Here is a 14,532-nt window from a genome sequence, read left to right as displayed (position 1 = left end):
GCAATCATTTTATTTCTTGGAGGTATTTTATGGCCAGTATTACCATTCGTAACCTGTCTCCTGAAACCAAAGAAGCTTTGCGCATACGCGCCGCGCAAAATGGTATTTCTATGGAAGAAGAAGTCCGGCGCCTTTTAAGCAATCCCTCTCTTCTCACCACACAACCCCTTCATGCTAGCGCTGTTGAAATGCAATCATTGAAATCAAAATCTCTCCTTCTTATTATTGGTGGAAGTATTGCATCCTATAAAGCACTTGATTTGATTCGCCGTTTACAAGAACGTGGAGCACATTTAAAAGTTGTGATGACAAAAGCAGCGCAAAAATTTATTACGCCTTTAGTCGCTGAAGCTTTAAGCGGTGGTACTGTATATACTGATTTATTTTCACGCGAAGAAGAACACGATATCGGACATATCCGATTAGCACGTGATGCTGACCTGATTATTTTAGCTCCTGCTACAGCCAACCGTATTGCAAAAATAGCCAATGGCATAGGAGATGATCTGGCTAATTGCATTCTTTTAGCGGCACGCTGTCCACTCTTGATTGCACCCGCTATGAATCCGTCCATGTGGACGCATCCAGCCACTATTCGCAATGTTGCACAATTGCGCGCAGATGGCGTTCATATCATCGGACCAGAAATCGGAAATATGGCTGAACGTGACGAGATGGGATATGGACGCATGAGCGAACCTTTAACTATTGTCGCTACCATAGAGAATCTTTTGAATGTGCATGAAAAACCTCTCTCTGACCGCCATTTCATCGTTACCTCTGGCTCTACCCATGAACCAATTGATCCAGTGCGTTATATTGCTAATCGGTCTTCAGGTAAACAAGGTCATGCCATCGCAACCGCTCTTGCACATTTGGGTGCAAAAGTAACACTTATTTGTGGACCTGTTAATCTCGCAGACCCACAAGAAGTAAAAACCATTCATGTTGAAACAGCACAACAGATGTTACAAGCCGTTCAAACCGCATTGCCTGCTGATGGTGCTATCTTTGTTGCCGCTGTTTGTGACTGGCGCAGTCAAACGCAGTCTTTACACAAAATTAAAAAGAATGCTCATAAAATACCACCATCCCTTCATATGGTTGAAAATCCTGACATTTTAGCAACGATTGGACACGCTCCAAACCGCCCCTCATTGGTCATTGGTTTTGCTGCTGAAACATGTGATATCATTGCCAATGCACAAAAAAAATGTGTTGAAAAAGGAGCTGATTTCATTCTTGCTAATGATATTTCTCTTCAACTAGATGGTACAAGTGTCATGGGCGCTGATACAAATCAAGTTTATCTCGTAAGTAGAAAAAAAGTTGAACAATGGCCCCATATGAGTAAACAACACGTAGCGCAAAAATTAGCAAACGTGATTGTATCATTTTTTGCCCCCAAAACACCTACTCCTCATGAGGAAAATATACCCCTTTGCAAATAAGAACTCTTCAAACGCGTTGATATTAAAACACCTTATAAAATAGAACTGACAATAGGTGTCTATCCATCTCAATTAGTATATAATATTTCTGGTTTATAATGATAATATCGCATTGTTCATATTAAATTAGAATCCCAAATATCATAAGATTCTCTCATTCCCAATCTCTCTCATGTTGAATCAATAAAAATCATTTTCTTGCACGTTGTAAACAAGGATAACTGTATGAATACAAAACGTTTCAGAAAGAACTAAAAGCGCTTATAATGGACCGTCTCAAGAACCAAGGGCTTGTCTCGGACAAACACTGAGAATGATGGTGCCAGCGTGCTCTTTTTATTAAGCGTAAAGTTAGTGATGCCCTATAAGTTTTATATTATTCACGAGAGCTTTACCCATATACCATTCACAAACGCTGTTGCGAAATGGGTGTGATGAGCGTTGGGAAATGTTTTTTTAAAAAATCCTATCTCACCCTAGCCTTCATAAAAGTAGGATCTATTGCACCACTGTCTCGCCAGCTTATAAAAAAAACAAGCTATCATTCACTTTGGCTACCATCAATTTTGACAAAGCTCTTGTAATGGATAAAATTTATAAAAAGCATTTTCTTTCTTCAATGTTTTTATCCACATATCGGTCATATTTATGATATGCAAATAAATGATTTTGATTGTTTCATGATGAGAGCAGCTAATGAGAAAATATGAAAACTTTATTTTGAGCTCTTATTCGCTATGAAAAATAATGTATAAATCAATGATATTATAACATCTCAATGCAATTTGAAGCATATCTCACACTGACGCTTATAAAGAGTGTAGACAAAATTCACTGCACCACTGTCTATAAGTTTATGAAACTGAAGCCTTTATTATTTTTCTCAGTGATCGGTCTTTAAAATTAAATGTATGTGTCCTCTCTCCAGAATACCAAGACCACAAAAACTAGAATTTTATCCATGATATCCTCACATTGTGATGTTTCATGAGAAGCATTTTTATTCCTTTATTGAAAGCTTTGTATCCATACATTGGTCTCGCCTATAATGTGTACGTAAATAATTTTTTGATGTTGAATAGAGTCTTTGAAATTAAAGAATATTTCTATATTTGGGATTCTTATTCAAGTTGAAAATGATCAATTCTCTTCGATAAATTAGTGGTGTTATTATCTAAAAATTATTTGATACAGTGCACCACTTGTATGAAAAGTGCTTCAATGAATGCTTACTTCATTGCACTTATAGCTTTTAAAATTCAAAATCTCATCATTTTTAAGCATCCGTGGTTTCTCCCTTTCTTTGCTTCCTCAAAAAACTGCTCTTCTATGGGATCGGACGGTCAATCGCCTAAGCTTATTTTTTCCACTTCTATCATATTAATCATTCTGTTGCCCAAAATTAGAATATCTACGGAGCTACTACGTTACCCCTATTCCATTGAACTCAATATTTTTTTGAAAGCGAGGGGCAAAAGCATGCCGCCAAATAGTAGAAAAGTACAGAATTTTAGGAATTGTGTAAAACAATTAAGCACTTAGATAAACGAAGTTAGATAACTCTACTGAATAAATAGAAGTAAACAACTTTTCTCCCAAATAGTTCTTATTCCTTAATTTTTTACATATATCATATAAACGCAATAATCTACACTATGTACAAAAATACTAAAAATTTCTTCTACAACAGCTACTTTTTAAATTCTTCTTTGTTTTTAAAAATCAAAATTTCTATTTATTCAAACTTTATTTTTAACAAAGAAACCTTAACCGTTTTTTATAATGTTCTTGAAAAAAATCTTGTAATTCAAAGAAAGAAAAAATTACACTGTACATACTTTAAATATATTTCTTGTTTTTTTTGCTTCTTTCCTTAGTTTATTAATCTATGATTTTTACTGCTGCTTATCGTGCTTTACAACGTCTTATGACCTCGCAATATCGTATTATGATACTGAAAGCATTGGGGGTTACTTTTTTCATTCTCACCATTTTATGGTTATGTGTGCACCAACTTTTTGTGTCTTACTTTTGGCCCTGGATTGCTCAATTTCTTCCTGGACTCCCTAGTTGGGCGGGATGGATTGGTTTTAGCATGCTTATCATTTTTAATCTTGGTTTGGCTCTTTTGTTGGCTTTTTTGATTGCACCGATCTCAGCTATGATTGGTGGTTTTTTCATTGACTCTGCTGCTGAAATCATTGAAAAAGAGGATTACCCAAACGAGCCTATTGGACAAGCTTTGCCGTTTCAGCGTTCTCTTATCATTTCCTTTAAATTTGTTATTTTAAGCCTTCTTGGTAATGGAATTGCTTTTATTTTATTCTTCATACCAGGTATTAATTTAATTGCTTTTTATCTTATTAATGGTTATTTGCTCGGTCATGAATATTTCTTGTTTGCGGCTTACCGTTTTCGAACAGAACAAGATGCCCGTGCTTTTTTACATACTCATTACACAACGGTTTTTGGCGCAGGATTATTGATAGCGCTTTTTGTTTCGATTCCAATTCTTAATTTAGCAACACCGCTTTTTGCAGCTGCCTTTATGACATATTTACACAAAATGCTTTCCCAAAAGACCATGGCACGCATTACACAAAAATAGTGTTCCTTGACTTTAAGGTTAATAAAACTTGCCAGCCAAAGAAAACATAATATAAAATTTTATGCTTTATCTTTTATTAAAGCAATATATTGATTTATAATGATAACTTATCGTTTCACAACATGAGTGAAAAACCTAAATATTATGAGGGTTTTTCATTTTAATCCTATTCATATTAGGTCAATTGAAATCGTTTGTTAATATGTCATAAACGGAGGTGGTGTGCGGATAAAAGTACTTTCAAAAAGGCGTGAAATATCTTTATATGAATCCTCTTAATGCAAACATTATCGTCGTATTGAAAACTGAAAAAGAATATGATGGTGTCGCTTTGTACTTTCTATTTCAGTAAAAACGGATAGCATAATGTCTTTTATACCATTCATGGAGAGTGTATACTCTTCATAAGAGAGTTTTGGAAATTATTGAAAGATATCTGTGTAAAATAAACACGTAAATGAGTAATATAATGGTATTTTGAGCGTATTCTATTTTAATTGTGAAAAGCACGCGCTTTAAAAAAACCTTTTGAAAAAAATCTTGCTCTGATGTTAGCGTTTCGCTAATATGATGTCGTCTTATACAGTATTTTAAATGGATTATTTTAGCCTTATTAACGCCTTATATTATAAGGTTTCTTTTCTTCAGAACCGTTGATACGAGTGATTAATTGGATATTCATTTTTATTAAAAAATAAGGGATTTGTTAACCATCGCAAGGAGTGAATTTTAATACCAAAGTAAAAAAATAAAAACATGTAAGTTCTTAAACTTATGAGAAATTTGTTATAGGGAATACTCTTCATAGATATGATTGTTATGATATTGGAAAATTAAAAAGTTAAAAAACAAGCTATACGTACACTGATAAAAGTATTAAATAGACTCCTTTGTTCCATCGGTAAAGCAAATGTGACTGCTTAGGTTCATATTCTTTCAAATCATGCGAAAGATGTGTAATATTTAAAGGAAGGTTATAAAGATGAACTGGATTACAAATTATGTTCGTCCTAAAATTAACTCTATATTGGGGCGCCGTGAAATTCCAGAAAATCTATGGATTAAAGATCCTACCAGTGGTGAAATGATCTTCCATAAAGATCTGGAAGCTAATCAATTTGTAGCTCCCAATTCTGGCCATCATATGCGTATCAGCGCTAAAAATCGTCTCATGCATTTTTTTGATGATGGTGTTTATACAGCTCTTGAAAATCCAAAAGTTGTAACAGATCCTTTAAAATTTCGTGACGAAAAACGCTATATTGACCGGTTAAAAGATTATCGTTCTAAACTTGGTGTTGATGATAATATCTTAAGTGCACGTGGTACGATTGAAGGCTTACCAATCATTGCAACCGTTCAAGATTTCGCCTTTATGGGTGGATCACTCGGTATGGCTTCAGGAGAAGCTATTATCAAAGCTTTTGATACTGCCATTGCCGAAAGGCGTCCGCTGGTTCTTTTTTCTGCTTCTGGTGGCGCACGCATGCAAGAAGGAACGCTCTCGTTGATGCAAATGCCTCGTACAACTGTAGCGATTGAAATGTTGAAAGAAGCAAAACTTCCCTATATTGTTGTGCTGACTAATCCAACCACCGGTGGTGTTACTGCTTCTTACGCCATGCTTGGTGATATTCACATTGCCGAACCTGGCGCTATGATTGGTTTTGCTGGTCCACGCGTGATTCAACAAACTATACGCGAAACCCTACCAGAAGGTTTTCAAAGTAGTGAATATCTGCTCGAACATGGTATGATTGATATGGTTGTCTCACGTTTAGAAATGAAAACAACGATTGCGCGTCTTTTACGTTTGATGATGAAACGCCCTGCTGTTTTTAACCCTTCCGATCCATCCCCTACAGACTCTCAAACATCGCTTTCTACAACAAAAGCAGCTTAAATTTATGCAACAAAGCCAAATACAAAAGGTGGTAGATGATTTACTAAAAAATTATCCGAAAAAATTTGATCTTTCTTTAGAGCGTATTATTCACCTTTTAGAGCGTCTTGGTAATCCACATTTAAAACTTGCCCCTATTATTCACATCGCTGGAACAAATGGCAAAGGATCTGCCTCAGCAATTTGCCGTGCTCTTTTAGAAAGTGCAGGATACTGCGTTCATGTCTATAGCTCACCTCATCTCGTCAACTGGAATGAACGCTGCCGGATAGGTCAAAAAGGAGGTGGTCAACTTGTTACAGAAAACCAATTGGCTGAGACAATCCGTGAAATTATAAAAGTAAATCGTCAAGAGCCGATTACTATTTTTGAAATTTTTACAGCCGCTGCCTTTATGCTGTTTAGTACACATCCAGCTGATGTTGTCATTTTAGAAGTTGGGTTGGGAGGACGTTTTGATGCTACCAATGTCATTAACAAACCAGCTGTATCGCTTATTATGCCCATCGATTATGATCATGAGAACTTTCTTGGAAACACAATTGCTCAAATCGCTTTTCAAAAGGGGGGAATTATCAAACCAAACGTTCCAGTAGTCATCGGGAAGCAAAATTATGAAGAAACTCTTGCTACTTTAATACCCCTTGCCGATAAAAATAAAGCACCTTATTCTCTATTTGATCAAGATTATCAAAGTTATAAAGAACATGGACGTATGGTTTTTCAAAACAATCAAGGTCTCATGGATCTTCCCCTTCCTAACCTTATTGGAGGCCACCAAATTGCCAATGCTGGCGCATCTCTTGAAGCAGTCTATCAAGCGGGCTTTCAACTTTCAGAACAAGCCATAAATGATGCTTTGAAAAATATCTATTGGCCTGCACGGATGCAACATCTTATCCAAGGACATTTGGTTGATCAACTGTCTCCTAATATTGATTTATGGTTAGACGGTGGTCACAATCCTGCTGCTGGAAAAGTTATTGCAGCAGAACTTACACAATGGAGAAAAAAAACAGATCGTCCTATTATTATGATTGCTGGCATGCTCAATACCAAAGATGCTGTCGGTTATTTTCGTTCCTTAGCGAACCTTGTCGATAAAATATATACGATACCGCTAATTAACAATAATGCCAGTATCTCTCCAATAAAATTAGCTGAATCAGCGCAAAAAGCAGGAATCTTTGCTACTCCACAAGCACATCTACAAGATGCTTTGCATAAGATTAGAGCCGAATATAAAGAGGCAATTGTCCTTATTAGTGGTTCCCTTTATCTTGCGGGCGATATTTTACGTGACAATAAAACACCTCCATGCTAGAAATTGATTATTTTAAAGCTTTGAAAGATAGACTTTTTAATCATGCAACTTGATTGTGCACTTTATCAACATCCTAAACTTATTACTGTTTTTGGCGGATCTGGTTTTGTAGGACGACATGTCGTTGAAACTTTGACTAAGCGGGGATATCGCGTTCGTATCGCTGTTCGTTATCCACAAAAAGCTTATTACATGCTCCAAATAGGAGAAGTAGGACAAACCCAAATGCTTAAAACGGATATCAAGCATCGTGCCTCTGTTGCACGCGCGTTGCTTGGAGCTGATGCGGCAGTGTTTTTACCTGGTAGCTTAAAACAAGCAAATCAATCGAATTTTAAAAACACACAAATTGATGGTGCTTACAATGTTGCTGAATTAACAGCACAAGCTGCTATTCCGCTCATCTATATGTCAGCACTTGTGGCTAACGAGAATGCTTCATGTCTTTATGCACGTGTTAAGTTTATGGGTGAACAAATCGTTCATAACAAGCATCCTCAAGCAATTATTATCCGTCCATCCGTTATCTTTGGACCAGAGGATTGTTTCTTTAACACCTTAGCAGATTTGTCACGTTTTTTACCAATTATGCCTCTTTTTGGGGGTGGGCAAAGCAAATTGCAACCCGTGTATGTTGGTGACGTTGCTGAGTTTATCGCGCGCGCTTTAGATGGACAGGTTGCTTGGGGAAAAAATTATGATCTTGGTGGTCCCCAGATTATCACCTTTCAAAATACTCTTGAAAATATACTCAAAATTATTCACCGTAAAAAAACAATCCTATCCATACCTCTTTCTGCTGGTCTATTGATTGGAGGAATTTTGGGAACTATCGGTAAATTGCCTTTTGTACCAACACTTGTAACAGCCAATCAGATACGTTTTTTGCAAATGGATAACATTGTTTCTAAAGAGGCTATAGAGAATGGATATACTCTAGAAGGTGCGGGAATTACCCCCAGAGCAATGGCTGCATTCTTGCCAAGTTATCTTTGGCGATTTCGTCCACATGGTCAATTTTCCCAAAACTTACACGTCTAGAATAAATTTTTCCAAAACTGAGTTATTATTTGATTTATAATTTATAGCTCGTTGTTAGCGATTCTGAAATCAGAATGCTCAATAGAGTAATGTTTTTGCGTTTTAAATGCTCTATTCAGTATCACAAAAAATGTTTAATCGTATACCTATAGTATTTTGATAAAAATCGTTGAAAACAGGAGAAAAGCACTTCTTATAAACTGTCTTTATCCAAGAGCAGATGCAACATTGGAATCCTAAAGAACCGATTCTGAATTGCCTATTCATAAATATGATAACCTATGACTTTGCATTATATTATTTTGGTAGAAAGCTTAATAATGAGATTAAAGTAATTCTTCCTTTTTCAACAACCGCATAAGTGAGTAGAATACGAGTATAATACTTTCGATATTATCCCATAAAAAATCGATATAAAAACTGTGAAGCAATGCACAATTTTTATTATTTAAAAGGTATTCTCTTTGGAGATTTTTAAAAGCTTTAAAGTTACGTGAAAAGGATAGAGTTTTGTTTATATAATAAGACTTATCATGAAGATCTCTTATTCTATCAGTAACATCATTATTCAGATTCATAAATGCATATTTGTTGCACAAATTTATGGAGATTTTAAAAGAGCTTTTTCACATAAAGAAGTCCTCTTCTTGTCTTGCATTTTTTTTTAATTTCTCCTACCGTCTTGGAAAAACTTATTTTAAAGGAATAAAGAATGGCAGCTCAAGATTTTGTTGTCAAAGATATTGCACTTGCCGCTTATGGTCGTAAAGAACTTGATATTGCTGAAACTGAGATGCCTGGTTTGATGGCTTGTCGTAAGGAGTTTTCCTCTAATCAACCTTTGCGCGGAGCGCGTATTTCTGGCTCATTGCACATGACAATTCAAACAGCTGTTTTAATTGAAACATTAAAAGCGATTGGCGCCGATATACGGTGGAGCTCTAGCAATATTTTTTCTACGCAAGACCATGCAGCAGCAGCTATCGCCGCAACTGGTATTCCTGTATTCGCCGTTAAGGGTGAAACATTGGAAGAATATTGGACTTATATAGATGCAATTTTCCAATGGCCAGATGGTAATCCTTCCAATCTTATTTTAGATGATGGCGCTGATGCCACAAACTATATTTTAATGGGAAGTCGTGCAGAACAAAATAAAGATATCCTATCGCATCCAAAAACAGAAGAAGAAGAAATTTTTTTCAAACAAATACAAAAGCGTATGGATGCAACGCCAGGATTTTTTACACGACAGCGCGCAGCAATTAAAGGTGTAAGCGAAGAAACCACAACAGGTGTAAACCGTCTTTATCAGTTACAAAAAGAAGGGCTTTTGCCTTTTCCTGCTATTAATGTCAATGATAGCGTCACTAAATCAAAGTTTGATAATAAATATGGATGTAAAGAATCATTGGTCGATGGTATTCGACGTGGAACAGACGTGATGATCGCTGGTAAAACTGCCATTGTCTGTGGTTATGGTGACGTAGGAAAAGGTTCAGCAGCATCTCTTTCTGGTGCTGGGGCTCGTGTTAAAGTAACAGAAATTGATCCTATTTGCGCTCTTCAAGCAGCTATGGATGGCTATGAAGTTGTTAATTTGGATGATGCTGCTTCCAGTGCTGATATTATCATCACGACAACAGGCAATAAAGATGTTGTTCGTTTAGACCATATGCGACAAGTAAAGGATATGTGTATTCTTGGAAATATTGGTCATTTTGATAACGAAATCCAAGTCGCAGCCCTTAGAAATTTGCCATGGACAAATATTAAACCACAAGTTGATATGATCACCTTTCCCGATGGAAAACGCATCATTTTGCTCTCTGAAGGGCGTTTGTTAAACCTCGGGAATGCGACTGGGCATCCCTCTTTTGTCATGTCAGCCTCGTTTACTAATCAAGTTTTAGCGCAAATTGAACTTTTTACCCGTGCAGAACACTATACAAATGAAGTCACTGTTTTGCCTAAACATCTTGATGAAAAAGTTGCACGTCTACATCTTGATCGGTTAGGAATAAAATTAAGTGTTTTATCAGAAGAACAAGCCGCCTATATTGGAGTCACACCACAAGGACCTTATAAACCAAACCATTACCGTTACTAAACATTTCCTTGGGTTAAAAAAGGGAAAGATATCGTGCGCAGCTTTGGTGACTATAACCCCAAAGAAAAAGCTCAAAAAATGATTCGAATCTATGCGTATATATTTTGCCTTTTTTTCTTTTTTTCTCCAACATGCGCTGTTGCTCAGTCATTGGAAGGTTATTTACCATTTTTCTTCACTTTGCCGAATGGTCCATGGCTGCTTTTAGCGCTGTGTGGAGGAATTTCTTGTGCTTCACTTCTCACGTGCCTAGCTGTTATTATGCGTGCAAAAAAAACTGCACAGAAGACTTTGAAGATAATTCAGGCAAATTTTTCTGAAAAACTTAAATATTATGAATGGCTTCTGGAAGAAACCGAGCAATTCCTTCTTATTTGGGAAAATCCAACAACCTTACCCCGTGTCGTTGGTGCCCTTTCTGCATTGCAAAAAATAGGAATCGACCAGAAAGATTTTCAGCGTTTTGAGCTCTGGGTTGAAGAAAATTCTCTTCGAGAACTTGATTATGCATTGACTCAACTACGTTGTAAATGTCACCCTTTTGATCTTTCTATCACCACCACAAACAATGTATTGCTGCAAGTTACAGGAGTCATCGCAGGAACAGTCGCTATTGCTCGTTTTCAAGATATCTCAAAACAACAGAGTGAAAATGCTCGTTTACAGAAAGATATCGCCCGCCTTCTTACTGAACTGAGAATGCAGCGTAATCTTCTTGATCTTATTCAAGAGCCCGTATGGATAAAAGATTGTGAAGGAAAAGTTTGTTTTATCAATCGCGCCTTTAGAGAAATGACAGATTTTCGTGAAGGCAGTGATGAAGTGGGGGATCTTTTCAATGAAAATACACAACGCAAAACAAATGAAACAGAAACAATTTTTCAAGAACATGTTCACACAGTTATTGATGGAGAACGACATCGTTTTCATCTCACACGTATTACAACAGCCGAAGGGATGGCAGCTTTTGCGCGTGATGACAGCGCATATGAAAATATTGCTCATGAATTAAGTTATGTCCTTCAAAGCCATTGTGAAACACTTGACCAAATTTCAACAGCTGTAGCTATTTTTGATACAAACCAAAAATTAAAATTCTGTAATCATGCTTTTAAAATTTTATGGCCGTTGGAGACTTCCTTTTTAGAAAGTGAACCAAGCCATACATTATTTCTTGAACGTCTACGTGAAAAAGGGCTCATTGCTGCACACCCCGATTGGCGCGCATGGAAAGAAGAACTTTTTAAAGCCTATCGACAAACAGAATCGAACCAACAAATTTGGAATCTTCCAGATGGGCGTACGGTGCGTGTTATCTCGAACCCTCATCCACAAGGAGGTGTCACTTGGCTTTACGAAAACCTTACAGAAAAAATTGATCTTGAACGCCGTTATAATACACTTATTAAAATACAAGGTGAAACACTTGATAAACTTTCCGAAGGCGTGGTTGTTTTTGGTACTGATGGACGCCTTCGTTTATCGAATCCTGCCTTGTCGAAATTGTGGTCTCTTCCTTATAATTTACTGGTAGAAGGGACCCATATTACACAGTTACAAAGCCATTGTTCAGCCTTAACCTTAGGACAAGAATGGGATCAATTTACCAAATTCATTACCGGTTTTGCTGAAAAACGTGAAACATTTTCAGGTCGTATAGATCTTAAAAATGATATGATTATTGACTATACTCTGGTCCCTCTTCCTAATGGACAAACGATGCTTACTTTTGTGAATGTTACGGACACTGTCCATGTTGCGCGTGCTCTTCAAGAAAAAAATGAAGCATTAGAAAGTGCTGATCGTTTGCGTAATGAATTTGTCCAACATGTTTCTTATGAATTACGCACACCTCTCACCAATATTATTGGATTTTCCGATATTTTACGTGATCAAATTTTCGGCTCTATCAATGAACGTCAACAAGAATATCTTGAACACATTCATTCAGAATCAGGAACTCTTTTAAATATTGTTAACGATATTCTTGATCTTGCTACCCTTGATGCAGGCATTATGGAGTTGGACATAAAATCGGTTAACATTGCCGATGCTATGATACAAGCAGTAGCACGTGTAGAAGATCGCCTTAATGGACGTCATATTACGCTTTTACAACAAATTTCTCCTTCCTTAAATTCTATTTCTGCTGATGAAAAGCGCTTGCATCAAATTTTTGTGAATGTACTGAGTAATGCTATTAATTTTGCAACGGAGGCGAGTACTATTGAATTTTGCGTCGATGAACAAGATGATAACATTGTCTTTAGCGTTCACAATCAGGGCTCTGACATCCCAGAAGACATCCTTGATCGTATTTTTAAACGTTTTTCTTCCCATTCACACCATGGTGGGCGTGCGGGAGCGGGTCTTGGCCTTTCCCTTGTAAAAAGTTTCGTTGAACTACACGGTGGACATGTTGAAATTCTTACCGGTTCTGGAAAAGGAACAACAGTTAAATGTTTTTTCCCACTCTCCAAAGGAGATAAGATTTTTTAATTTTAACCTTTATGATAACAAAAATTTTTCATCCATTTCATGGAACTTTTAATGAATTTTAGTTTTTTTCTTGAAAATGAAGAGGCAACAAAGCTTTTTGCACAAAATTTAGCTCTTTCTTTAAAGCCAGGAGATCTTGTGACGCTGCAAGGGGATCTTGGAACTGGAAAGTCAACCATTGCACGTACAATCATTCAAACACTTGCGAACAATAACACTATGGATGTTCCAAGCCCTACTTTTACTCTTGTGCAAAGCTATCAACTTCCAAAGTTTGAAATTATTCATGCTGATCTTTATCGCCTTTCTATGGCAGAAGAAATTGATGAATTAGGGCTTCATGAAGCTCGTGAGAAAAATATTTTACTTGTTGAATGGCCAGAAAGAAATACAGCTCTTTTAGAGCTTGCCACTTTTGCAGTCACCTTACACTATAAAGAACATGGGCGTCATGTAACAGTTAGATCAGCGCAACATTCCATTGAATGTTTGCAACAGTCTTTCGCAATTCGTACATTTTAAAAAAACATGAACATCATCATTTTTTAATTTGATAATACCTCAATACTACCTATGAAATCTGAGATGATGGACAACATAAAGAAGGATTCATGGAGGTACCAACCATGGAAGATGAAACGAAATGCTGACTCTTTCATATAACAATGACATAAATTGCAAAGGACAGCCGTTAATTTATAGGAATTCATCAATTTATTTTAGAGAATCTGATACCTACAATTTTGATTCTAGAGAATAGTATAAGAGAATTTTAAATTGAAGTGGTAACCCTTTAGAAGAGCATTATATAACCTGTAGTGAATTGCTTGTTTCTTTCTGCTTAAAAATTGTGAGCTTCAGAAAAGTAATTTGCAAAGTTTTTGCTTAAAATCTCCTTTTATGTGTTGAAAACACTATCTATTTCAATAGTCTTATCTAAGAAGAAATACCTTTATGAAATTATCATTCACCTAATATTTTTAACGCGCCTATAAGGAAAGAATTGCCTATATTCTTCATACAAAGCAATTTTTTATAAAAAATAGTCAATTGAAACATGCATAAAAGCATGAATTCTTAAATTCATTTAAAATTTTGATTTTTATTGTCTTTTCATTATAATATAATGCAAAAAAGAATATTTTAAAAAAGTCAAAAGGAGAGACAAAATTTCTCTCCTTTATAGTGATTATATGTGGAATTAACTAAGCCCATCTTTTATCCATTCAGAAAGACGTCCTTTAGAGGTAGCGCCAACCATATTCGATGAAATATTTCCATTTTTAAACATTAATAATGTAGGGATAGAACGTACTCCGTATTGGGTAGCCAGTTCCGGATTTTCATCAATATTTACCTTAGCAATTTTAACTTGATTTTGCATTTCTATTGAAATTTCATCCAAAATTGGAGCAATCACTTTGCAAGGGCCACACCATTCTGCCCAAAAATCAACCACAACAGGGATGGAAGAGGTTAGAACTTCACTTTCGAAATTGTCCTTATCAACTTTTATACACGTCATTTATTTATCCTTTTATATTCACTTTTTATAGATTGGTATAATAACAATTCATATCAAGTTATTGCAAAGAT

At 36.1% G+C, this 14,532-nt stretch carries 9 protein-coding genes; 8 read left to right on the top strand and 1 reads right to left on the bottom strand.

Annotated features, from left to right (window positions below):
* Positions 1–29: 29 nt before the first annotated feature.
* From coaBC to tsaE, 8 genes are all read left to right on the top strand, one after another.
* Positions 30–1,451 (top strand): bifunctional phosphopantothenoylcysteine decarboxylase/phosphopantothenate--cysteine ligase CoaBC, encoded by a 1,422-nt coding sequence (coaBC, locus tag ACFIJW_RS06200; RefSeq protein WP_375633663.1) that lies wholly within the window; start codon positions 30–32, stop codon positions 1,449–1,451.
* 1,888 nt (positions 1,452–3,339) lie between these two features.
* Positions 3,340–4,059 carry a sulfate transporter family protein gene (locus ACFIJW_RS06195; protein WP_375633662.1) on the top strand — a complete coding sequence of 240 codons (720 nt, stop codon included), beginning with the start codon at positions 3,340–3,342 and terminating at the stop codon, positions 4,057–4,059.
* A 982-nt stretch (positions 4,060–5,041) separates the two neighbouring features.
* Positions 5,042–5,962: an acetyl-CoA carboxylase, carboxyltransferase subunit beta gene (accD, locus tag ACFIJW_RS06190; protein ID WP_012754464.1), complete on the top strand. Its 921-nt coding sequence runs from the start codon at positions 5,042–5,044 to the stop codon at positions 5,960–5,962.
* 4 nt (positions 5,963–5,966) lie between these two features.
* Positions 5,967–7,286 carry a bifunctional folylpolyglutamate synthase/dihydrofolate synthase gene (locus ACFIJW_RS06185; protein WP_375633661.1) on the top strand — a complete coding sequence of 440 codons (1,320 nt, stop codon included), beginning with the start codon at positions 5,967–5,969 and terminating at the stop codon, positions 7,284–7,286.
* Between the two features lie 42 nt (positions 7,287–7,328).
* The gene (locus ACFIJW_RS06180; RefSeq protein WP_375633660.1) at positions 7,329–8,327 is read left to right on the top strand and encodes a complex I NDUFA9 subunit family protein; all 999 of its coding nucleotides are present in this window, start codon (positions 7,329–7,331) and stop codon (positions 8,325–8,327) included.
* Between the two features lie 712 nt (positions 8,328–9,039).
* Positions 9,040–10,437 carry an adenosylhomocysteinase gene (ahcY, locus tag ACFIJW_RS06175; protein WP_375633659.1) on the top strand — a complete coding sequence of 466 codons (1,398 nt, stop codon included), beginning with the start codon at positions 9,040–9,042 and terminating at the stop codon, positions 10,435–10,437.
* 33 nt (positions 10,438–10,470) lie between these two features.
* Positions 10,471–12,936, top strand: coding sequence for an ATP-binding protein (locus tag ACFIJW_RS06170; protein WP_375633658.1), 2,466 nt, complete (start codon positions 10,471–10,473; stop codon positions 12,934–12,936).
* A 51-nt stretch (positions 12,937–12,987) separates the two neighbouring features.
* Complete coding sequence (gene tsaE / locus ACFIJW_RS06165; protein WP_375633657.1) at positions 12,988–13,458, top strand: tRNA (adenosine(37)-N6)-threonylcarbamoyltransferase complex ATPase subunit type 1 TsaE; 471 nt, start codon at positions 12,988–12,990, stop codon at positions 13,456–13,458.
* 679 nt (positions 13,459–14,137) lie between these two features.
* Here the strand turns inward: tsaE and trxA are convergent.
* Positions 14,138–14,461, bottom strand: a complete 324-nt coding sequence (gene trxA, locus ACFIJW_RS06160) for a thioredoxin (RefSeq protein WP_375633656.1) — start codon at positions 14,459–14,461, stop codon at positions 14,138–14,140.
* Positions 14,462–14,532: the final 71 nt, after the last annotated feature.

It is taken from the genome of Bartonella sp. MM97QHHN, assembly GCF_042194285.1.
GTDB lineage: Bacteria > Pseudomonadota > Alphaproteobacteria > Rhizobiales > Rhizobiaceae > Bartonella.
Note: the sequence above shows the minus strand (reverse complement) of the source record. Positions and strands in the feature narration are given on the sequence as shown.